Source organism: Plantactinospora sp. DSM 117369, from assembly GCF_053764795.1.
Genome location: NZ_CM132446.1, coordinates 1,965,852 through 1,988,131, shown reverse-complemented (window position 1 = coordinate 1,988,131; position 22,280 = coordinate 1,965,852). Strand labels below are relative to the sequence as shown.

The following is a 22,280-nucleotide window of genomic DNA, read 5'->3' as shown; positions in this document are numbered from 1 at the left end:
TCACACTTGTTCACCTTGTAGATCCGTGTGCAATCATGCGCACTACCGTTGGGAGCGCGCACAGTTCGGAGATCCCGCATGAGTCAGACCCCGCATCTCCTGGTCGCCGCCGAGGACTCCGCCGGTCGGGCCGGGCCGCTGCCCCGGCTGGCCCGCCTGGCGTACGGCGGCGACTACAACCCCGAGCAGTGGCCGGAATCCGTCTGGGCCGAGGACGTCGAGTTGATGCGGGTCGCGGGGGTGAACCTGGTCAGCGTCGGGATCTTCGCCTGGGCCCTGCTGGAACCGGCCGAGGGGCAGTTCGAGTTCGGCTGGTTCGACCGGCTGCTCGACCTGCTGCACGACGGCGGGATCGGCGTCGACCTGGCCACCCCGACCGCCGTACCGCCGGCCTGGTTCCGCCGGCGACATCCCGAGGCCCGGCTCGTCGACCGGCACGGCGTACCACTGGGCGGGGGCGCGCGGCAGTCGTTCTGCCCCAGCTCACCCGCGTACGCCGAAGCCAGCGCGCGGATCACCGAGCAGCTCGCCCGCCGCTACGCCGACCACCCGGCGCTGGTGCTCTGGCACTCGCACAACGAGTACGGCGGCGCCAACGCGCTCTGCTACTGCGCCACCTCGGCCGAGGCGTTCCGGGACTGGCTGCGCGACCGGCACGGTGACGACCTGGACCGGCTCAACGCGGCCTGGGGCACCACCTTCTGGGGCCAGCGGTACGCCGAGTGGGCCGAGATCGAGCCGCCGTTGGCCGCACCGACCTCGGTCAACCCGACCCAGCAGCTCGACTTCCTGCGCTTCTCCTCCGACGCGCACCTGGACAACTTCCGGCGGGAGCGGGACATCCTGCACCGGCTCTCCCCCGGCGTGCCGGTGACCACCAACTTCATGATCGCCAACTGCAAGACGATCGACTACTGGCGCTGGGCGGCCGAGGTGGACGTGGTCTCCAACGACCACTACCTGCGGGCCGAGGAGCCGGACAACCACATCGAGCTGGCGATGTGCGCCGACCTGACCCGGGCGGTCGCCGGTGGTCGGCCCTGGCTGCTGATGGAGCACGCCACCTCGGCGGTGAACTGGCAGCCCCGCAACATCGCCAAGCGTCCCGGCGAACTGCGCCGCAACAGCCTGTCCCACCTGGCCCGGGGCGCCGAGTCGGCGCTCTTCTTCCAGTGGCGGGCGTCCCGGTTCGGCGCCGAGAAGTTCCACAGCGCGATGCTGCCGCACGGCGGTACCGACACCCGGATCTGGCGCGAGGTGGTGGCGCTCGGCGCCGACCTGCCCAGCCTCGAACCGCTGCGCGGCACCCGGGTGGTCGCCGACGTGGCGATGCTGTGGGACTGGGAGTCCTGGTGGGCCGTGGAGCTGGACTGGCGGCCCTCGGTCGACCTGGACTACCGGGAGCGGATGGCGGCCTACTACGAGCGGCTCTGGCGGGACCGGCTCACCGTGGACTTCGCCCACCCGGAGCGGGCCCTGGACGGCTACCGGCTGGTCGTCGTACCGAGCCTCTATCTGACCACGCCGGCCGCGGCCGAGAACCTGCGCCGGTACGTCGCGGGCGGCGGGACGCTGCTGGTCTCGTACTTCTCCGGGATCGTGGACGCGGACGACGCGATCCATCCCGGTGGGCACCCGGGGGCGCTGCGCGACCTGCTCGGGCTGACCGTGGAGGAGTTCCTCCCGCTGCGCTCGGGTGAGACGGTCCGGCTGGCGGCGATCGACTCCGAGCCGGCCGGGGCGGGAGCGGGCGCGGAGACCACCGGGGATGTCTGGGCCGAGGTGGTGGTGCCGCAGGGCGCCACGCCGGTACTGAGCTATCTGGACGGCCCGGCCGCCGGCGGGCCGGCGGTCACCCGGCACGCCCTCGGCGCCGGCCACGCCTGGTACGTCTCCACCCGGCTCACCGCCGCCGGCCTCGCCCCGGTGCTCCGGGCGGCGTACCGGGACGCCGGTCTGGTCCCGCCGGACGGGGTGCCCGAGGGCGTCGAGCTGGTCCGCCGGGCCGGTGCCGACGGCAGCCGGTTCCTGATCGCGATCAACCACGCCGACCGGGAGGTGGAGTTGGCGGCCACCGGCACCGACCTGCTCGACGGCAGCTTCCAGCAGGGCGTGTGCCGGATACCGGCCGGCGGGGTACGCGCGCTGCGCGCCTGACCGGGCGAGGAGGGCCGGCGGCCTCTTGACATCCATCGACGGCGATGGTTCTGTGAGCGCTCACAACAACCTCTCTCAAACCTCGGACGAGATCGCTTGTTCGTCCAGTTCAGCGAGGGCAGACCGTGACTGTGAGCGCTCCCAACCCAGAACCTGGGCGACCGGTGTCGTCTCGGCGTTTGCCAAGAAGGAACGTCCCATCCCCCTCGACGGAAGGAATCCCCATGAGCGGTCCGTCCCATCCGCTCCGTACGGCAGCCGCCGCTCTCGGCGCCGTACTGCTCGCCGCCGGCCTGGTCGCCGGCCCCGCTCCGAGCCCCGTCCGCGCCGCCGCCGCCATCACCAACCCGGGCTTCGAGTCGTCCGGCGCCGGCCAGAGCCCAGCGGGCTGGTCCGAGTCGTCCAGCTCCGGGCAGCAGAGTGCCAGCTTCACCGAGGCCGGCGGGCGGTCCGGCAACTACCGCCTGTCGCACTGGGCCTCCGGCGCCTACCGGGTCGAGACCTACCAGCAGCTCACCGGGCTCGGCGCCGGGTCGTACACGTTGCGGGCCTGGGTCCGCTCCGGCGGCGGCCAGATCGCGGCGTACCTGGCGCTGCGCAACTGCGGCGGCGCCGAGCAGCGGGTCACCATCCCGACCGCGTCGAGCTGGACCCAGATCTCGGTGACCGCCCAGGTCAGCAGCGGGCAGTGTACCGCCGCGGTGGTCTCCGACGCCCGGGCCGGAAACTGGATAAACGTGGACGACGTCGAGTTCACCGGCGGTGGCACCAATCCGGGTGGCAGCATCTCGATCCGTGGTGCCGACATCTCCACCCTGCTCAAGAGCCAGGACCGGGGCGGCGTCTACCGGGACGCCTCCGGCACCCAGCGGGACCCGCTGCAACTGCTCACCAGCAACGGGGTCAACTACGCCCGGCTGAAGGTCTGGGTCAACCCGGCCGACGGCTACAACAACCGGGCCCGGGTGCTGACCATGGCCAGCCGGATCAAGGCGCAGGGGATGCGGCTGCTGGTCGACTTCCACTACTCGGACAGCTGGGCCGACCCAGGCAAGCAGAACAAGCCCGCCGCCTGGAGCGGCTACAGCTTCAGCCAGCTCCGGGACGCGGTCTACAACCACACGTACGACGTGCTGAACGCACTGAAGGCGCAGGGTACGACGGCCGACATGGTGCAGGTCGGCAACGAGATCAACGACGGCATGCTCTGGCCGGACGGGCGCAGTGACAACTGGGCCAACCTGGCCGCCCTGCTCACCGCCGGCAGCAACGCGGTGAAGGCGGTGAACAGCTCGACCCAGGTGATGCTGCACCTGGCCGAGGGCGGCAACAACTCGCAGCACCGGTGGTGGTTCGACCAGGCCACCTCCCGGGGAGTGCCGTTCGACGTGATCGGGGTGTCGCACTACCTCTACTGGCACGGCTCGCTGGCCAGTCTCCAGGCCAACCTCAACGACCTGGCCTCCCGGTACGGCCGGCCGGTGGTGGTCGCCGAGACCGCGTACGGCTTCACGCTGAACGCCGACGACAGCGAGCCGAACATCTTCAACTCCTCGTTGCAGTCCGCCGGCGGCTATCCGGCCACTCCGCAGGGCCAGGCCGACGCGCTGCGGGCGGTCTTCGACGTGGTTCGCTCGGTGCCGAACGGCCGGGGCCTCGGCGTCTTCTACTGGGAGCCCACCTGGACGGCGGTGCCCGGCAACGGCTGGGACCCGACCAACCCGTCCTCGGGCAACGGCTGGGAGAACCAGGCGCTCTTCGACTACGGCGACCGCGCGCTGCCGGGGCTGGCGGTCTTCGGCTCGGTGTGACGCGAGGCACACCGGCCCGGCCGGCGCGGTGTGCACACCTGTGGCGGCTCCCGCCCGGACCACCGGGCGGGAGCCGCCGTCGCCGGCGGACCGCACCGGTCACGTAAGATAGACGATCGTAAATAAAACCTGTTACAAGCTGTTAGCGATGGCGAGCGCTAGGGATCGATGTCCTTCAATGTAACCTGGTAGTCGGCGTCCGTTTACCCACCGGCCACCGGATGATATCCAGGAGGACAGGACCCATGCCCCAGCTCGCCCTCTTTGCGGCGGACATCGTCGCAGTGATCCTGCTCGTGTTCGGGCTCTACTTCCCACGCCACCGGCGCCGAGACCTGGTCGCCGCGTACCTCGGCGTCAACATCGGGGTGATGGCGGTGGCGAGTTCGCTCAGCACCAGCAGCGCCGGTACCGGTCTGGGTCTCGGTCTGGCGCTCTTCGGGGTGCTCTCCATCATCCGGCTCCGCTCCACCGAACTCGACCAGCACGAGGTGGCGTACTACTTCTCGGCGCTGGCGCTCGGTATCCTCTCCGCCCTCGGCGGCGGTCCGGCGTGGCAGGTCCCGACCATGATGGCCCTGATCCTCGTGGTGATGTTCGTCGGCGACCACCCCCGGCTGTTCCGCAGCTACCGGCGGCAGAGCATCTTCCTCGACTCGGCCATCACCGACCACGTCACGCTGGTCGCCTATCTCGAACAGAAGCTCGGCGCCCGGGTGCACTCGGCCAGCGTCCAGCGCCTCGACCTGGTCAACGACACCACCCTGGTGGACGTACGGTACTCGCACCCCTCGGTGCGGCAAGCGGTCCGGAACGTCCCGGTGACCACCGGTGGGGTGCCGCGATGACCGTCGCCGTCGACTGTGCCCCGCCCGCACACCTGAAACCGATCGGACTGGACGAACTCACCGAACGCGCCGCGTTGCAGACCCGGGTGGACCGCAAGTACGTGCTGCCGGTCAGCGAGGCGCGGGCCGTCGTCGCCCAGCTCGACCTGGACACCCTGGCCTTGGAGATCGACGGACGCCGCTGCTTCAACTACCGCTCGATCTACTTCGACACCCCGGAACTGACCAGCTATCTGCTCACCGCCCAGCGCCGGCGCCGCCGGTTCAAGATACGCACCCGGACCTATCTCGACTCGGCGGAGTGCTGGCTCGAGGTCAAGACGCGTGGCCCCAGGGGCAACACCGTGAAGGACCGGCTGCCGTACCGGCCGGACCACGAGCGGAGCCTCTCCCTCGGGCGGCAGTTCGTCGACGACGTACTCGCGAGGGAGTCGATCGAGGTCGGCGGCCGGCTCTTCGCCCCGGTCCTCGTCACGCGATACCGGCGCAGCACGCTCTTCCTCGCCGCCACGGTCAGCCGGGTGACCATCGACACCGAGTTGACCTGGGAGGGCGACACCGGCCCGCTCCGGCTGCCGGGGCTGGCGGTGGTCGAGACCAAGACCGGTTCGACCGCGTCCTGCGTGGACCGCCTGCTCTGGGCGCGGGGCCACCGGCCGGTCCGGATCTCCAAGTACGCCACCGGGCTGGCCGCGCTCCGGCCGGACCTGCCGTCGGCACCCTGGCGCCGCACCCTGCGCCGGCACTTCGCCTTCACCGGGGCCACCGACGGCCACCGGTCCCATTTCGACGTCGACCGGTCCGGTCTCAGCCTCGTGGCGAGCGTGGTCCCCCCGAACAGTTCTGGAACGGAGTAGGAATGCGCACACTCGGCTACTACCTGGCGGGCGTCCTGGTCGCCGCGGCGATGGGTCCGGCGGCCGGCCCCGCCCCGGGGCGGGGCGACGGGTCCGACCGTCCGGTGTCGGTCGCCCAGGACACGGCGGCGGAGGCCCAGGCGGATCCGACCGGTGACATCACCTTCTCGGTGCCGAGCGGCACCTTCCAGGGCGAGGTCTCGGTCGCGCTGGGCAGCACGGTGAGCGGGGCGGAGGTCCGGTACTCCACCGACGGCCAACCGCCCGGCGCCAGCTCGCCGGTGTACTCCGGCACGCCGTTGAGGTTCACCCGCACCACGCAGCTCCGGGCCCAGGCGTACCTGAACGGCGCTCCCACCGGTGCACCCGGCACCGCCATGTACGTCGCCCGGGCGGTGAACACCAGCCACGACCTGCCGGTCCTGCTGCTGGACGCATACGGGGCCGGCGCTCCGGGGCGGGAGTACGTCGACACCGCCGTCATGCAGTTCTCGCCGGTGAACGGGGCGACCTCGCTCTCCGCCGCACCCAGCCTGGTCACCCGGGGCGGCTTCCACCTGCGCGGGAACTCCAGTGCGATGTTCCCGAAGACGCCGTACCGGCTGGAGTTGCGGGACAACGCCGACGACGACGCCGACCTGCCGCTGCTGGGCATGCCGGCCGACTCCGACTGGGTGCTGCGGGGGCCGTACTCCGACAAGGCGCTGATCCGGGACGCCTTCATGCACGGCCTCGGCCAGGACATGGGCCTGCACGCCCCACGCTTCGCCTTCGCCGAGGTGTACGTGAACACCGACGCGCAGCCGGTGGCGGCGACCGACTACCTCGGGGTCTACCTGATCATGGAGACCATCAAGAACTCGAAGAACCGGCTCGACCTGAAGCAGCTCGACGAGGAGGACGTCACGCTGCCCAAGCTGACCGGCGGATACATCTTCAAGTTCGAGTGGATGGCGGCCGAGGAGCCGACCCTGCCCTGCCAGGGCGCCGACGCGACCTGCTGGCACTACCTGGAGGTGGTCGACCCCGATCCGCTGCAACCGGCGCAGGCCGACTGGCTGCGCCAGCACATCCAGCAGTTCCACGACCTGTTGCGCAGTCCCGGGTTCGCCGATCCGGTGACCGGCTATTCGTCCTTCATCGACGTCGACTCCTTCGTCGACCAGCTCATCATCAACGAGCTGGGCCGGGGCATGGACGCGTACCTGCGCAGCGCGTACTTCCACAAGGACCGGGATGGCAAGATCGTCGCGGGCCCGCTCTGGGACTTCGACCTGACCTTCGGGGTGGGCGGCTTCTTCCAGAACGACCAGATCGCCGGCTGGCAGCACCAGCAGACCCGCAGCCCGAGCGCGAACGACTGGTTCCAGCGGCTGCTCCAGGACCCGGCCTTCGTTAACCGGGTCAAGGCCCGCTGGCAGCAGCTCCGCCAGGGGGTGCTCTCCAACGCCCAGCTCCAGGCCCGGATCGACCGGCTGACCGCCCCGCTGACCGCCGCGGCCCAACGCAACTTCCAGCGCTGGCCGAACCTCAGCACCCGGATGCTCGGCCCGTTCGTCACCCCGACCTCGCCGACCTGGCAGGGACAGGTGCAGTTCATGCGGGACTGGATGTTCCAGCGGGCGGCGTGGCTGGACACCACCGGCGGCTGGGGCTCCGGCGGGCCGACCAACCCGCCGACGACTCCGCCGGCCACCACCAGGCCACCGACCCCGCCGGCCACCACCCCACCGGCCTCGGGCCGGACGTGTACGGCTGCCTACAGCGTCGTCGGCCAGTGGACCGGCGGATTCCAGGCCAGCGTACGGGTCACCGCCGGCTCGGCGCCGATCACCGGCTGGCGGGTCGACTGGACGTACGCCAACGGCCAGACGGTCAACCAGTCCTGGGAGGCGACCGTCACCAGCAGCGGTACGGCGGTGACGGCGACCAACGCCCCGCACAACGGGACGCTCGGCGCGGGGGCCACTACCACCTTCGGGTTCCTCGGTACCTGGAACGGCACCAACAGCCTGCCCACCCCCACCTGTACGGCGTCCTGACCGCCCGCTGACGGCGCCGGCCCTCGGGTCGGCGCCGTCGGCGTGTTGTCGCCGATAGTTTCCCGATATATCGTTGAGCTATCAGCGACAGTCAGAAGGAGGCCCAGATGGGTTTTCACCGAGGGTTCCACGCGATGCAGGAAGCTCGGATGCGGGGCTTCGGCTTCCCGCCGCCCGGTCACGGACACGGCCACGGCCGGGGTGGCGGCCGGGGACGCGGCGGTGGCCGCGGACGCCGGCCGAACGTCCGCGCCGCGGTGTTGGCGCTGCTGACCGAGCGGCCGATGCACGGCTACGAGATGATCCAGGAGCTGGACTCGCGCACCGGCGGCGCCTGGCGACCGAGCCCGGGGTCGATCTACCCGACCCTGCAACTCCTGGAGGACGAGGGCCTGATCGCCGGCAGCACCGAGTCGGGCGGTGGACGGCGCCGCTTCGGGCTCACCGAGGCCGGGCAGGAGGAGGCCGCCCAAGCGGCCGCACAGCCGCCGTGGGCCGAGTTCGCCCAGGACACCATCAACAGTTGGCACGACATCCGGGAGGCCGGCTTCCAGGCGATGAACGCACTGCGCCAGGTCATGGCGACCGGTACGGACGATCAGCGTGAGCGGGCCGCCCAGGTGCTCGACGAGACCCGGCGCAAGCTGTACGCCATCCTCGCCGAATCGGAGTAGCCGGAGTACGCCGGCTCGTGCCGGCGACCGGACCGGGCCGGTCGGTAGTGCCGCCGCGCCCGGCGGAGACCAGTCGATCGGGGCACTGTAGAGCTGCCCCGCCTGTGCGCCCGGGCGCCGCGGTCGGCATCAGGCCGACACGGCGCTCGGGCGATCACTGCACTCGGGCGATCACTGACTCGGGCGATCGCAGCGGGGAGGGCTGTGGGTGCCCCGGCTGTGCACCCAGCTCGACAGCCTCCGGGAAGACTTGCCCACGGCGGGCCGACTCCGGCGTCTCATCCCCGGCCGCAGCCAACCCCGACCACCGCCGCCGGTGCCCGGGGCGGCGGTCAGTGCACCGTCACGGTGGGCTTGACGACCAGGTCGCGCAGCTCCTCGGGCAGCTCGGCACCCATTTCGTCGGCGAGCCGGACTGCCTCCTCGATCAGGGTCTCCACGATCTGCCCCTCGGGCACAGTCTTGATCACCTGGCCCTTGACGAAGATCTGCCCCTTGCCGTTGCCGGAGGCCACCCCGAGATCCGCCTCCCGCGCCTCACCGGGACCGTTGACCACGCAGCCCATCACCGCCACCCGCAGCGGCACCGGCAGCCCCTCCAGGCCGGCGGTGACCTCCTCGGCCAGCTTGTAGACGTCGACCTGGGCCCGGCCGCAGGACGGGCAGGAGACGATCTCCAGGCCGCGCTCGCGCAGCCCCAGCGACTCCAGGATGGCGGCGCCCACCTTGATCTCCTCGACCGGGGGCGCGGAGAGCGAGACCCGGATGGTGTCGCCGATCCCCTCCGCGAGCAGCGCGCCGAAGGCCACCGCCGACTTGACCGTGCCCTGGAACGCCGGCCCCGCCTCGGTCACCCCGAGGTGCAACGGATAGTCGCACTGCTCGGCGAGCTGCCGGTATGCCCGGATCATGACCACCGGGTCGTTGTGCTTGACCGAGATCTTGATGTCCCGGAAGCCGTGCTCCTCGAAGAGCGAGCACTCCCAGAGCGCCGACTCGACCAGCGCCTCGGCGGTGGCCTTGCCGTACTTCGCCAGCAGGCGCTTGTCCAGTGAGCCCGCGTTGACCCCGATCCGGATCGGTACCCCGGCCGCCGAGGCCGCCGCCGCGATCTCCTTGACCTTGTCGTCGAACTGCCGGATGTTGCCCGGGTTCACCCGTACCGCCGCGCAGCCGGCGTCGATCGCCGCGAAGACGTACTTCGGCTGGAAGTGGATGTCGGCGATCACCGGGATCTGCGACTTCTTGGCGATCGCCGGCAGCGCCTCCACGTCGTCCTGGGACGGCACCGCCACCCGGACGATCTGGCAGCCGGAGGCGGTCAGCTCGGCGATCTGCTGGAGCGTCGAGTTGACGTCGGCGGTCAACGTGGTGGTCATCGACTGCACCGACACCGGCGCGCCGCCCCCGACCAGTACCGAACCGACCTTGATCTGTCGGCTGACCCGCCGGGTCGCCAGCGGTGGCGGCGGTACGGCGGGCATGCCGAGGCTGACGGCGGTCACTCTTTCTTCACCTCTGGATCAGGGTTATCGGATTGACCACGTCGGCGGTGATGGTGAGCAGCGTGAACGCGCCGCCGATCAGGATCAAAGCGTACGTTACGGGCATCAGCTTGAAGTAGTCGACCCGCCCGGGGTCGGGCTTGCCGAGCCGGGCGAAGAGCCAGGAGCGGACCCGTTCGAACCAGGCGATGGCGATGTGCCCGCCGTCCATCGGCAGCAGCGGAAGCAGGTTGAAGACGCCGATGAAGAAGTTCAGCGAGATGAAGAGGAGGACGAAGACCTCCCAGAGGCCGTGCTGGACGGCCTCGCCACCGAGCCGGCTCGCCCCGACCACGCTGATCGGGGTGTCGACGTCGCGCTCCTCACCGGTGATCGCCGCCCAGAGGGCCGGGATCTTCTGCGGGATCCGCTGGATCGCCTTGGCGGTGTTGACCGCCATCTCGCCGGTGAAGTCGGCGGTGGCGCCGAAGGCACCGATCGGGCTGTAGGTGACGGTCGGCGGAGTGCCGAGCCCGACGCCCATGGCCGAGACCGGGCCGACCGGGCCGTCCGCCTGGTCCTGTGGCGGGCGCTGCGCCTCGGCCAGGTTGACCTGGGCGGTCTGGGTCGTGCCGTCCCGCAGGTACGTCACCTGCACCGGTCCCGGCTTGGTCGCCCGCACGGCGTCCAGCATCTGGCCCCAGTTGGCCACCGGGGTGCTGCCGATCGCGGTGATCACGTCGCCGCTGCGCAGGTTGGCCTGGGCCGCCGGGCTCGCCGGATCGCCGGGCTGGCAGGCCCGGGCCGCGTTCTCCCGGACCACGCAGGGCGCCAGCTCGATCCGGGCCGGCTCGTTGCGGATCTCCGCGGTGTTGGTCGGGTAGTCGGGGTTGGGCAGCCCCATGAAGATCGCGGCGAACCAGAGGGTCACGATGGCGAGGGTGAAGTGCGCCACCGAGCCGGCGGCCATCACCGCGGTCCGCTTCCAGAGCGGGTACCGCCACATCGCCCGGGGCTCGTCCGCCGGGTCGACGTCGTCGTCCTGCGGCGTCATGCCGACGATCTTGCAGAAGCCGCCCAGCGGGATCGCCTTGAGGCCGTATTCGGTCTCACCCCGCCGGAACGACCAGATGGTGGGGCCGAAGCCGACGAAGTAACGGGTGACCTTCATCCCGAACCGCTTGGCCACGAGCATGTGCCCGGCCTCGTGCAGGCTCACCGAGATCAGGATCCCCAGGGCGAACGCCACCACCCCGAGCAGATACAGCATCAGGCTCCTTCCACCGCTTCCGCGATGATCTCCTGGGCGTGCGCCCGCGCCCAGGATTCGGCGGCGAGCACCTCCTCGACGTTACCCGGTTCGGCAAAATCCGGGGCCGCCTCCAACACCCGTTCCAACGTGTCGACGATGCCGAGGAACGGCAGCCGGCCGGCCAGGAAGGCGGCGACGCACTCCTCGTTGGCCGCGTTGTAGATCGCCGGGCGGCAGCGGCCGACCGCACCGGCCTGCTTGGCCAGGCGTACGGCCGGGAACGCCGCCTCGTCCAGCGGTTCGAAGCGCCAGCTCTGGGCCGCCGTCCAGTCGACCGCGGGCGTGGCCCCGGCGACCCGGTCCGGCCAGCCGAGGGCGAGCGCGATCGGCAGCCGCATGTCCGGCGGGCTGGCCTGGGCCAGCGTCGAGCCGTCGACGAACTCGACCATCGAGTGGATCATCGACTGCGGGTGCACCACCACGTCGATCTGGTCGTACGGCACGCCGAACAGCTCGTGGGTCTCGATCACCTCCAGCGCCTTGTTCACCAGGTTGGCGGAGTTGATCGTGACCACCGGCCCCATGTTCCAGGTGGGATGGGCCAGCGCCTGCTCCGGCGTGACCCGGGTCAGCTCGTCCCGCCGCCGGCCCCGGAACGGTCCGCCGCTGGCGGTGAGGATCAGCCGGCGTACCTCGGCGCGGCTGCCGCCGCGCAGGCACTGGGCCAGCGCCGAGTGCTCGGAGTCGACCGGCACGATCTGGTCCGGTCGCGCGACGGCGGCGCGGACCACCGGCCCCCCGGCCACCAGCGACTCCTTGTTGGCCAGCGCGAGGGTACGCCCGGCGCGCAGCGCTGCCAGGGTGGGCGCCAGCCCCAGCGAACCGACGACCCCGTTGAGCACGATGTCGCAGGGCCACTCGGCCAGCTCGGCCATTGCGGCCGGCCCGGCGACGATCTTGGGAAGCTTGAAGTCGCCGCTGGCCCATCCCCGCTTGGCGGCCTCGGCGTAGAAGGCGAGTTGCAGGTCCTGCGCGGCGGATGCCTTGGCGACCCCGACCGCCTCGACCCGGAGTTCGAGGGCCTGGGCGGCGAGCTGGGCCACGTTGCCGCCGCCGGCACCGAGCGCGACCACCCGGAACCGGTCCGGGTTGCGCCGGACTATGTCGATCGCCTGGGTACCGATCGAGCCGGTCGAGCCGAGCAGGACGACCTCGCGCGGAGAACTCACCCGGCTATTCTCCCTGACCGTCGCCGGACGTCCGCCGCAGCCTCGGTCCCGCACCCCGAGGTGCCTCTCCCGGCCTCGTCGGGCGGCCGGAAGGCGGTCACCTCCCGGCCGGAAGGCGGTCACCTCCCGGCCGGGCCGGCGCACCACCTGGGCGCTGCCAGTGTTCGCCCTGTCGCGGTCAGAGTTCGCCCTGTCGCGGTCAGAGTTCGTCGGTGGTGATCAGGCCGTCCTGCAGTGCCCGGGCGACGAGGGCGGCTTTGGTGGGTGCCTCGCGGCCGACGTTGGCGTACTTGATGCGTACCCGTTCGAGGCAGGAGTTGACCCGATGGACGGTGAGCCGAAGGCGGCGGGCGACCATCTCCTTCGATTCGGAGTGGAACCATTCGATCAGCACCTGGTGCTCGCGGGGGGAGAGCCGGGGCCGCTGCGGGCGCTCGTCGGTGCCGAAGGCACCGGCGAGGGCAGGTGGGGTGTACGGCGTCCCGGCCGCGGCGGCCGTGATGGCGGCCACCAGGTGCTCCTCCCCCTCGGCCTTGGTGAGATAGGTGAAGGCGCCGATGTCGAGGGCGGTGAGGACGCTGTCCCGGTCGCTCCGCATGCTGTAGACGACGACCTGGCGGCCCGCGTCGACGAGTCGCTTCAGGTCGCCGTACGCGGGACCGGTGACGTCGAGCTGGAGGTCGAGGACGACGACGTCGGCCCGGTCGCCCGGGTCGAGCCAGGCGACGGAGACGGTCGGGCCGGCGGCGACGACGCTGATCGGCGGATCGGCCAGGGCACACCAGGCACGCACCCCGGCGATGACGACGGGATGGTCGTCCACGACTACCGCAGTGATCATCGTTCTCCCTGCCAGGCGGCCTGGATCCACAGGCGATCTCCGACGACCGTCGTGGACTGCCGGACCCCGTCGCCGTCAGGCATCGGTGGTGGGGCCGAACACGCGGCGACGACGCTGACGGTCACCGTCTCGCGGGTGCTGGCGACCGTGAGCCGGGCCTTGCCACGAGCGGTGGCGAGGGCGGCGATGGCCGGCTCGACGAGCCGCTGGCAGACCAGTGGTGGCAACTCGGGGCGGGTGCCGCACTCCGCGAAGGAGACCGAGACGCCGTTGCGCTCGGCCTGCTCGATGCAGGCCCGTAACTCGTGCGACAGCGAGTCGGCGGCGCCGTCGGTGGCGATGAGCCGGCGCATCCGGGCGGCTTCGGCCGCGCACATCCGGCGCACGGACTCGTCGCCCGGGTCCAGTTCCCCGGAGGCCAGGCCCGCCAGCAGTGGTACGGCGGTGGCCGACAACCCGGAAAGCCTGCTGGTCCGGTCCGCGTGCAGGTGCCGGGCGACCGCGTCGGAGGTGCGCACCCGTTCGGCGGCGCGCAGCGCCTGGGCGGACGAGGTCGCCATGCCCCGCAGGACGGCGGCGATCATCGCGATCGCGAGCTGGTAGGCGAGCACGGCCCAGGTGGCGCTCACCGCACCGGCGACACTCAGGGCGGCCTGGCCGGCTCCGGCGGCCTGCCCGAACGTCATGAGGTAGTGGGCGGCGAGGACGGCGACGAAAGCGGGGATCCGACCGTCCATCATGAGCAGCACGACCTGCCAGCCCGCGTCCCCCTCCGACCAGTGCGCGGCGCCGAGCAGGTACTCCGGTCGCACCGACGCGGTCGCCAGGGCGGAAAGCGCGAAGACCAGCACGAGCAGTGCCGGACGCCACCGGCCGAGCGGGCGGTCGCGCCAGGTGGCGAGGGCCACGGCCAGGGTCACCGCGACCAGGCCGGCCCAGGTGACGACCTGGGGCCAGAACGCGGCGTACGCCTCGCGGCTGGACAGCAGGCGCGGCAGATCGAGAAACAGGAGGATCGCCAGGGACATGACGACGACGGCCCAGCGCAGGCCGCGCTGGAACGAGCCGGCGATGATCTCCTGGTCGTTGCCGCCGAGGTCGGGGACGGTCCGGGGACAGCTGAGGGTGACCGTCGTACCATGGCCGGGACGGCTCTGGATCCGCGCCTCACCGCCGATCCGGATCATCCGCTCAACAAGTGATCGGGTCACCCCGTACCGGTGGCTGCCGACGCGGGCGAGGTCGAAACCTCGGCCCTGGTCAGCGATCTGCACGGTGACCCGATCGGCGTCGTGTTCCACCCGGATCTCGGCCCGGTCGGTCCCCGCGTGCCGGACGACGTTTGTCAACGCCTCGCGCACGCCGCGACTGAGCGACACCGCGTCCGCGGCCGGCAACGGCAGGGAGTCGGGAGTCTGCCAGGCGATGTGCGGGAGAGCGTTGTCGGCGACCTCGTGCAGCAACGGGACCAGGTCTGCCTCGCCGTGCAGCACCTCCTCGGAGCGCCCCAGCTCCCGCAGGTCGCGGCGGGCCTGCTCGGCGAGCCACGGCTCGGTCCGGGCAACCACGCCGCCGCCCACCATCAGCAGCGTCGCGGCTGCGGTGTCGTGCAGTGCCGCGAGGTACTCCCGTTCGTCGCGTCGCCGGGCCGCCGCGACCGTCGCGGCGTGCCGCAGTTCCGCAGTGCGTTCGATGGTCCGGTCCGCGGCGCGGGCACCACGCCGGACGAACCGGTAGAGCCCCCACGAGAGGGCTGCCTCGGCGGCCGTCCAGGGCCCGATCGACGGGTCGACGAGCCAGCCGCCCGGATCGGCCAGCGTCGCGCCAACGTAGTAGGCGGTCACGATGGTGAGCGTGGCCCCGGCGAGCAGCCGCCAGTCGAGCTGCCAGGGGTAGGTGACGACCACCAGGTTCAGGGCGACGAAGATCCACGTTCCGCCCCCGCGCGGGTCCGAGGTGACGGTCCAGGGCTGCGTCAGGCAGGCGGCGCAGACCGCCGCGACGTCGGCGAGCGGCAGCCAGCGGCGGACCGACCGGGAGCCCCGCACCAGGGCGGCGGCGTAGCAGAGGCTCCAGCCGTTGAAGGCGGCCACCACGGTCACGGCCACCGCCCGGTCGGGCACCGGAGCGAGCGCGAGGTAGGCCGAACTGGACAGACCGATCACGACGACGCGGAGCCCGAGTGCGTAGATCAGTCCCTGACGGAGGAGCCTCTGTTCCACCGGGCCCGGCACGACGCTCATGGTATCGCCGCGCTGTCACATTCCGGGTGCCGCTGGTGGTCGAACGACCACCACTACCCACCCCACACGATCGATACGCTCAATGACGCAGGTAGGACAGCGTGTAGTTGGGGGGTGCCATGACGGGAGGGGTGCCGTACCCGGCCACTCCGGCTTCGCCCCGGCCGTCGAAGCCGTTGCGTTGGGCGACCGGGCTGCGCTGGGCCGCCGCGCTGGCAGCCACAGCCGTCCTGATCGGGCTCGCGGTGATCGTCGTCGTGCAGGCGGTACAGATCGATCAGTTGCGCGGCGACGTGACCCGGGCACAACGTGACGCGGAGGCCGCCGCGGACGGGACCGACCAGCGACTGGACAGTCTGGACGGCCGGCTCTCCTCGGTCGAGAAGCAGAACGAGCAGGCCTTCGATCCGCAGCGGGTCGCAGCCGCCGTGCTGCCCAGCGTCTTCCAGGTGATCGCGGACGACTTCACCGGCAGTGCGTTCGCCGTCGGAAAGGCCACTACGACCGGGCGCACCAACGTGTTGACCGCCTTTCACGTGATCGAGCCGGTCTGGTCGCGCAACGGCAGGTCGGTGAAGCTCGAGCGTGACGGCAAGCGGTACACCGCCCAGATCGCGGACGTGGACCAGTCGCAGGACATCGCCCTGTTGAGGGTCGACGCCGTGTTCACCGGACTGCCGCCTGCCGCCGAGGACCCCGATCCCGGCGAGAACGTCCTGGTCGTCGGCACGCCGCTCGGCCTTTCCCAGACCGTCACGACCGGCGTGGTCAGCGCGGTGCGTGAGCGTACCGACGGACCCGGGTCGATGATCCAGTTCGATGCGCCGGTCAATCCCGGCAGCTCCGGCGGGCCGGTCGTCAACACGCACAGGGAGGTCGTCGGGATCGCCGACGCGAAGGCCCGTGACGCGGAGGGCATCGGGCTCGCCGTGCCGATCCAGACCGCCTGCGCGACCTTTCACGTCTGCTGATCAACACCGCGGAGGAACCCATGTCGTACCCGTCGTACGGGCCGGAGGACACCCAGTACCGTCCGCCAGCCGCACCCCACCAGCCGCACCAGCCCCACCAGCCCTACCCGGCCGGCGGCTACCCTCAGGCGCCCACGCAGCCGGTCCCTCCGGCGCCGTCGGTGTCGCCTGCGGCGGCCCCGCCGACCTCCGCACCACCCACCTCCGAACCGGCGACGCAGGCCTTCCCCGCGCAGCAGGCGTATGCCCCGGGCACGCCGTATGCGCCCGGCACGCCGCATACCCCGGGTATGCCGTATGCGCCGGGTGTGGCAGCCGCCGAGGCCCAGGCGCCGTCGTACGCGTCGGGGCCGCCGCCCGTGTTCAGGGGGCGTGCCACGCTGCTCCTCGCGATCCTGTCGGTCGCGCTCCTCGTCCTCGGCGGTGTCGGTTTCGGCCTGTACTTCAACGAGCGCGGTGAGCTACGCGAGACCAGATCCGACCTCAACACCCAACTTCAGGAGCAGCGCGACACCGTAACGCAGCGGGACGCGAAGATCGCCGAGACCGAGAAGAAGGTCAGCGACCTCACCACCGAACTGACCACCACGAAGGACAACCTGTCCGACGTCACCAAGGAACGCGACGTCCTGCTGCCGTGCATGCGGCGGGCGCAGGACATGTTCGACGCTGCCCGCGACCGGAACGAGAGCAGGCTGAGCACGGCACTGCGCCAGGCCGACACCGCGTGCAGCAAGGCCCAGGCCGGCATCGACTGAGCTGCCCGTTCGTCCATCACGGCGGTGAACATCGGCGGATCGGGTCGGGTCAGGATCTCCTGCCGGGCCAGCAGCGTCGCCACCTGCTCCTCCACCTGCTCGGCGGTGAGCAGCCCGCCGCTGGCCAGCAGCGCCCGCGCGTACGCCTCGGTCTGCAACAGTCCGGGTTCAACCCAGCACCGCCGGTTCCGCCGTACCCGCCGGTTCCGCCGCACCCGGCGGGGCTGCGGACGTACCCGGCGGGGCCTCGGATCGGCGCGAACCTGCCGCCCACGCGTTTCGACGGACTACCGCGAGGACCGGGTCGGGCTGCACGTGTACCTGGGTGCGGCGTTCTTCGCCGCCACCGCCGACCTGTACCGGCTCAACCCACCCCCCGGCCCCGACCCGGCGGCCCTGTTCGCCCGGTTCCTCGGCTAGGTCCGGCCGCGCCGAAGCTGACCTCGGTTGCCTCTCGCGCTGATCAGGGCCTGCCCGGGACCGCTCACGGGCGGCTGAGTCGGAAGGTCTCCAGTTCCTCGCCGCCATACCAGTCGGTACGCCGGCCGATCGGGGCCATACCGAGCCGACGGGCGACCGCCATCGACGCCTCGTTGCCAGGCGCCACCACGGCGTAGATCTCCGGCACCCCGGCGGCGAAGGCACGCTCGACCGCGCCCCGGGCCGCCTCGGTGGCGTAGCCGTGCCCCCAGGAGTCGGGGTGCAGGTGCCAGCCGACCTCGATATCGTCGGTCAGCTTTCCCTCGTCGCGTCCGGGCATCGGCTTCAGCAGTATCGTGCCGACCACCCGGCCGTCATCCCGGCGCTGCATCGCCCAGATGCCGTACCCGGCGCCGAACCCGGCGTTGCGGGCATGCCAGCGGCGTACCGTCTCGGCGGCCCCGGCCGGCTCGCGGAGCGGCAGCGTGGGCGCGTTGAGGAACCGGACCACCTCGGGCCGGGAGTACGTGTCGTAGACCCGGGCCAGGTCGTCGGGCTCCAGCGTCCAATCGCGGACCACCAGCCGCTCGGTCTCGTAGATCGTCACGCGGCCGGATGCTAGTCAACCGGCACCCAGTTGAACAGCCATTTACGGCGCGGCGTGGCGCGGCGTGGCCCGGTCAGGCTTCGGTCGAGGCGCCCGACAAGTCAGACTTTAGGGGACGGGTTAAGGCCGTCTCGGTGGAGCCCAGTTCAACCGTCGTAGCGACCGGCGAGGTCGGCCGCCGACTCGCGGACGCCGTACCGGCGGTAGACCTTGGCCAGCGGGCCCGGCGCCCACCAGTTCCACCGGCCGAGCAGCCGCATCGTGGCCGGCACCAGCAGCGCCCGCACCAGCGTGGCGTCGACGACGATCGCCACGATCATCCCGATCCCGATCAGCTTGACGAAGACCACGCCGCCGGTGGCGAACCCGGCGACCACCACGATCAGCAGCAGTGCGGCGGCGGTGATGATCCGCCCGGTGTGCTGGAGGCCGGCGGTCACCGAGGCGGTGTTGTCGCCGGTGGCGTCCCACTCCTCGCGTACCCGGGAGAGCAGGAAGATCTCGTAGTCGGTGGCGAGTCCGAAGAGGACCGCCAGCATCAGGATCGGATTGCTCGGTTCGATGAAGCCGGTCGGGGTGAAGTCGAGCCAGTCCGCGAGGTGTCCATCCTGGAAGATCCAGACCACCACGCCGAACGACGCGCCGATCGAGACCAGGTTCATCAGCACCGCCTTGATCGGCAGCAGCACCGACCCGAAGGCGAGGAAGAGCAGCACCAGCGTTGCCGACGCCATGATCAGGGCCATCAACGGCAGTCGCGCCGTGAGGCTGTCCAGCAGGTCCACGTCGAAGGCGGGCCGCCCGCCGACGAGCACCTCCGCGCCGGCCGGTGCCGGCAGGTCCCGGATCAGCCGGACCACCCGCTCGGCCACCGGGCCGGTCGGCTCGCCCGGATAGGTCACCGAGAAGAGCGTGGAGTCGCCCCGGTTCGCGGTCGGCTGCACACCGGTCACTCCGGGAAGTTGTCGGAGCGTGTCGGCGAACCGCTGTGCGTCGGCGGCGGGAGCGCCGGAGAGGAGTACCTCGACCGGGCCGACGCTGCCGCCGGGGAAGTCCGACTCGATCCGCTCGGCCACCATCCGGGGCACCGCGTCGGCCGGGAGTACCCGCTCGTCGAAGCCGCCGGCCTCCATCCGCAGCGAGGGGGCGGCCAGCACGGCCAGCACCGCGAGCACGCCCAGCAGGTAGAGCACCGGTCGCCGCATCACGCTGTGGGCCAGCCAGGCCCAGGCACCGGAGCCGCCGATCCCCGCCGTTGCGGCACTGTCCAGCCGGCGCTGCCACGGCAGGCGTACGGCCAGGGCGTTGATCCGGGTCCCGAGCACCGCCAGCAGGGCCGGCAGTACGGTCAGCGCGGCAAGCATGGCGACCAGGACGGCGGCGATCCCGCCCAGTCCCATCGAGCGCAGGAACGACTGCGGGAAGATCAGCAGACTGGCCAGCGCGGTCGCGATGGTGAGCCCGGAGACCAGTACGGTCCGGCCGGCGGTGCTCATGGTGCGCCGGATGGCCTCGGTACTGGACCGGCCGGCGGCAAGTTCCTCGCGGAACCGGCTGACGACGAAGAGGGCGTAGTCGACGGCCATGCCGAGGCCGATCAGCGTGATGATGTTGATGGCGAAGACGGAGACCTCGGTGACCGTGCCGATCAGGCGTACCGCGACGAAGCCGCCGAGGATAGCCAGCCCGCCGACCAGCAGTGGCGTCGCGGCGGCGATCAGTCCACGGAAGATCAGGATGAGCAGCACCAGCAGGACCGGCGCTGAGAGCATCTCGGCCCGGGTGATGTCCTCCTTGCTCTGCTCGTTCGCCTCGTCGAGGAAGGCCACCGTGCCGCCGGCCTCGGTGCGGACCCCGGGCGTGTCCAGGGCCGGCCGCAGTTCCCGGTACGCCTCGGCCTGCTCGTCGGGGTCGGTCGCCCGCAGCCGCACCGCCGCGTATGTGGCGTGCCGGTCGGTCGAGAGCAGGGCCGGAGCCTGTGTCTCGTACCAGCTCGTCACGCTGGCCACCTCGGGGTGCTGGCGGAGCCGGTCCAGGGTGGCGGTGACCGGGTCGCGGAAGGCGGGCTGCTCGACGGTGCTGTCCGGGCTGGAATAGAGGACGAGCAGGTCCACGCTCTGGTTGCCGAGTTCGGCGGTGATCCGCTCGTGGGTGCGGACCGACTCGCTGCCCGGATCCTCGAAACCCCCGCCGGTCAGCGAGCCGAACACCCCGGTCCCCCAGGTGGCGCCGACCGCGACCAACACCAGTCCGGCGGCGAGCACCGCCCAGCGGAGTCGGACCACCGCCCTACCCCACCACGCGAACATCGTCTCGCCTCCCCCGTCGGCCGCTACCAGAAAAGGCCGCACAGCAACCAAACCGCAGCTGCCCCGACCGCGCGCACCGGGCGCGGAACACCCAGGACGCACGCCAAGACGCCCGCACGCCCCGAAATTAGGCAACAGGCTCGTGCCGGGCCCGCAAACGATTATGTGCTTCGACAGCCCGGCAAGCACCGCCGGTCGACTGGTTCCAGATCCAGACGGCGCATCCGGCCGCGCGGCATCGCGCCCTGATCCCGCGCCACGAGCACCTCAATCGGGTTGGCGCGCCCACCCGCGAGCCAACGGCATGACCGACTGCCGTACCTGAGGTGCACTGGTCAAGTCGTTCAAGGCACTGGACCGTCGGATTCCGCGGTCGCGCTGAGGCGGTCCCGGATCAGCGCGATCACGGTGTCGGCGGTCCGGTCGAGGTGACTGCGACCATCGGGTAGCCGGGCCTTCGGGCTGATGTAGCTGCGCGGACCGACGTGGGTGGCCGGGTCGAGCCGGTGCACCGTGATCTTGCCATCCCGGTGAGCCCGGTTCCATCCGCTCCAGCGGAACAGTCGCCACCGCTGCGGGAACATCCAGGTGCCGACTCGCTCAATCCGGTCGCCGGTACTCGTGAGCCGGTCGAGGTGCTGGGCGTGGCTGATGTCGTTGGCGCCGTTGTGGAACCCGCCGAGAGTGATCAGCCAGAGCGGGGAGCGCAGTTGGGACCACAGTTCCTCCACCGCGCCGGTGGCGACCTGGGCGCCGCCGCTGTAACTGAGCATAACCACCGGGATACCACTGTCAGGCTGGTAACCGGCGTACCGGAGCTGAGTGGCGATCTGCGAGCCGACGGCGCGGTTGTACAGGGGTCGGTACCGGCGGTCGGCGGCGACGAAGGTCTGCATCACGTTGTGCAGGAACAGCACCAGACCGATGTGGCGGCGCAGCCATTTCCACACCGGCCGGTCGGCGAGCGGAAGGGCCAGCGGGGAGTACGGCTGCACCTGGCCCAGCACCCTGAGCTCCGGCGCTCCGGCGATCAGGGACTTGACCAGTCGGCCGCCGTCGCGGGTGTCGTGGAAGCGGCGTTTCCCGATACCGTCCAGATAGACCAGGTAGGCGTCCGGGGGGCGGTCCGCGTCCGCGCCTCGGGCCGGGGGCAAGCCCTTGGGGCGTACGATCGTGGGGGTCCGCCAGCCTGCTGCATAGACCAGCACCTCGTAGCGGGCGAGCAGAGCTTCGGCGATCAGGACCGGTCCGACCCCACCGAGCAGCAGCAGAAGCGCAAACTCCATCATGCGAGCGGCTCCGGTGTTCTTGGCGTGTTGAGCCTCACGACCAGGCGGCGAATACCCTCGACGGCGACGCCGAGCGCGATTCCCGCGACGGCTACGCAGCCGGCGGCATCCCACCAGCCGATCCCGGTCACCGAGGCGAGCTCGGTGGCGAGGCCGGCCCCCACTCCCACCATGAGGAGCAGGTGCAGTAGCGGCCCGAGCAGCGGGAACGCGAGGATTGCGGCAAGCAACAGCGGGGCGGCCAGGCCTGGTGTCCAGACCAGCGCAGCCTCGTCGCCCGGTGAGGTGGGCAGCACCAGTTCGGCGAGGGTCCAGGCGGACAGTGGCCAGAGCGCGAATACCGCGCCGTCGACCACGGCGCCGCCCAGCACCATCCCCACCACCCTGGTGTGCGACACACCAGACAGGCGTGCCACCACGGGCAGGAGACGCCCGACGGCCTCGGACAGCCCGGCGAACAGCAGCAGGATGATAACGACAGTGGACAT

At 71.2% G+C, this 22,280-nt stretch carries 18 protein-coding genes and 1 pseudogene; 9 read left to right on the top strand and 10 right to left on the bottom strand.

Annotated elements, in window-relative coordinates:
* Positions 1 to 78: 78 nt before the first annotated feature.
* From ACSMXO_RS08890 to ACSMXO_RS08865, 6 genes are all read left to right on the top strand, one after another.
* Positions 79 to 2,157 (top strand): beta-galactosidase, encoded by a 2,079-nt coding sequence (locus ACSMXO_RS08890; protein ID WP_455417339.1) that lies wholly within the window; start codon positions 79 to 81, stop codon positions 2,155 to 2,157.
* A 224-nt stretch (positions 2,158 to 2,381) separates the two neighbouring features.
* Entirely contained in the window at positions 2,382 to 3,968 is a 1,587-nt protein-coding gene (locus ACSMXO_RS08885; RefSeq protein WP_455417338.1) for a glycoside hydrolase family 53 protein, read from the top strand.
* A gap of 245 nt (positions 3,969 to 4,213) precedes the next feature.
* Complete coding sequence (locus tag ACSMXO_RS08880) at positions 4,214 to 4,816, top strand: DUF4956 domain-containing protein (RefSeq protein WP_346255925.1); 603 nt, start codon at positions 4,214 to 4,216, stop codon at positions 4,814 to 4,816.
* Complete coding sequence (locus ACSMXO_RS08875; protein WP_455417337.1) at positions 4,813 to 5,673, top strand: polyphosphate polymerase domain-containing protein; 861 nt, start codon at positions 4,813 to 4,815, stop codon at positions 5,671 to 5,673. The genes ACSMXO_RS08880 and ACSMXO_RS08875 overlap by 4 nt, the downstream gene beginning before the upstream one ends.
* A gap of 2 nt (positions 5,674 to 5,675) precedes the next feature.
* The gene (locus ACSMXO_RS08870; RefSeq protein ID WP_455417336.1) at positions 5,676 to 7,715 is read left to right on the top strand and encodes a CotH kinase family protein; all 2,040 of its coding nucleotides are present in this window, start codon (positions 5,676 to 5,678) and stop codon (positions 7,713 to 7,715) included.
* 107 nt (positions 7,716 to 7,822) lie between these two features.
* Complete coding sequence (locus ACSMXO_RS08865; RefSeq protein WP_346255922.1) at positions 7,823 to 8,389, top strand: PadR family transcriptional regulator; 567 nt, start codon at positions 7,823 to 7,825, stop codon at positions 8,387 to 8,389.
* A gap of 332 nt (positions 8,390 to 8,721) precedes the next feature.
* On the opposite strand, the gene ispG is transcribed toward ACSMXO_RS08865, so the two are convergent.
* From ispG to ACSMXO_RS08840, 5 genes are all read right to left on the bottom strand, one after another.
* Positions 8,722 to 9,894: a flavodoxin-dependent (E)-4-hydroxy-3-methylbut-2-enyl-diphosphate synthase gene (gene ispG, locus ACSMXO_RS08860; protein WP_318395350.1), complete on the bottom strand. Its 1,173-nt coding sequence runs from the start codon at positions 9,892 to 9,894 to the stop codon at positions 8,722 to 8,724.
* A gap of 7 nt (positions 9,895 to 9,901) precedes the next feature.
* Positions 9,902 to 11,143, bottom strand: coding sequence for a M50 family metallopeptidase (locus ACSMXO_RS08855; protein ID WP_455417335.1), 1,242 nt, complete (start codon positions 11,141 to 11,143; stop codon positions 9,902 to 9,904).
* Positions 11,143 to 12,354: a 1-deoxy-D-xylulose-5-phosphate reductoisomerase gene (gene dxr, locus ACSMXO_RS08850; RefSeq protein ID WP_346255920.1), complete on the bottom strand. Its 1,212-nt coding sequence runs from the start codon at positions 12,352 to 12,354 to the stop codon at positions 11,143 to 11,145. Before dxr ends, ACSMXO_RS08855 begins: the two co-directional genes overlap by 1 nt.
* Before the next feature lie 199 nt (positions 12,355 to 12,553).
* Positions 12,554 to 13,195, bottom strand: coding sequence for a DNA-binding response regulator (locus tag ACSMXO_RS08845; protein ID WP_346255919.1), 642 nt, complete (start codon positions 13,193 to 13,195; stop codon positions 12,554 to 12,556).
* A complete protein-coding gene (locus tag ACSMXO_RS08840; RefSeq protein ID WP_346255918.1) occupies positions 13,192 to 15,417 on the bottom strand; it encodes a sensor histidine kinase in 2,226 nt (741 codons plus the stop codon). Before ACSMXO_RS08840 ends, ACSMXO_RS08845 begins: the two co-directional genes overlap by 4 nt.
* 140 nt (positions 15,418 to 15,557) lie before the next feature.
* Here ACSMXO_RS08840 and ACSMXO_RS08835 point away from each other — a divergent pair, with 140 nt between their 5' ends.
* Together ACSMXO_RS08835 and ACSMXO_RS08830 are read left to right on the top strand one after the other, a co-directional pair.
* Complete coding sequence (locus tag ACSMXO_RS08835; protein ID WP_455417334.1) at positions 15,558 to 16,409, top strand: S1C family serine protease; 852 nt, start codon at positions 15,558 to 15,560, stop codon at positions 16,407 to 16,409.
* 308 nt (positions 16,410 to 16,717) lie between these two features.
* Positions 16,718 to 17,167, top strand: coding sequence for a hypothetical protein (locus ACSMXO_RS08830; RefSeq protein WP_346256310.1), 450 nt, complete (start codon positions 16,718 to 16,720; stop codon positions 17,165 to 17,167).
* Between the two features lie 56 nt (positions 17,168 to 17,223).
* Here ACSMXO_RS08830 and ACSMXO_RS08825 read toward each other — a convergent pair.
* Positions 17,224 to 17,280, bottom strand: a pseudogene (locus tag ACSMXO_RS08825) (hypothetical protein); the annotation flags it as partial.
* On the opposite strand from ACSMXO_RS08825, the gene ACSMXO_RS08820 reads away from it, so the two are divergent.
* Positions 17,273 to 17,587 (top strand): hypothetical protein, encoded by a 315-nt coding sequence (locus ACSMXO_RS08820; RefSeq protein ID WP_455417333.1) that lies wholly within the window; start codon positions 17,273 to 17,275, stop codon positions 17,585 to 17,587. The pseudogene ACSMXO_RS08825 and the gene ACSMXO_RS08820 overlap by 8 nt on opposite strands.
* A 64-nt stretch (positions 17,588 to 17,651) precedes the next feature.
* Here the strand turns inward: ACSMXO_RS08820 and ACSMXO_RS08815 are convergent, their stop codons facing one another.
* The 4 genes from ACSMXO_RS08815 to ACSMXO_RS08800 form a co-directional block, all read right to left on the bottom strand.
* Positions 17,652 to 18,194: a GNAT family N-acetyltransferase gene (locus ACSMXO_RS08815; RefSeq protein ID WP_346255916.1), complete on the bottom strand. Its 543-nt coding sequence runs from the start codon at positions 18,192 to 18,194 to the stop codon at positions 17,652 to 17,654.
* A 146-nt stretch (positions 18,195 to 18,340) separates the two neighbouring features.
* Positions 18,341 to 20,503 carry an MMPL family transporter gene (locus tag ACSMXO_RS08810; RefSeq protein ID WP_455417332.1) on the bottom strand — a complete coding sequence of 721 codons (2,163 nt, stop codon included), beginning with the start codon at positions 20,501 to 20,503 and terminating at the stop codon, positions 18,341 to 18,343.
* 344 nt (positions 20,504 to 20,847) lie between these two features.
* Positions 20,848 to 21,792 (bottom strand): hypothetical protein, encoded by a 945-nt coding sequence (locus tag ACSMXO_RS08805; RefSeq protein ID WP_455417331.1) that lies wholly within the window; start codon positions 21,790 to 21,792, stop codon positions 20,848 to 20,850.
* The gene (locus ACSMXO_RS08800) at positions 21,789 to 22,280 is read right to left on the bottom strand and encodes a hypothetical protein (protein ID WP_455417330.1); all 492 of its coding nucleotides are present in this window, start codon (positions 22,278 to 22,280) and stop codon (positions 21,789 to 21,791) included. The genes ACSMXO_RS08805 and ACSMXO_RS08800 overlap by 4 nt, the downstream gene beginning before the upstream one ends.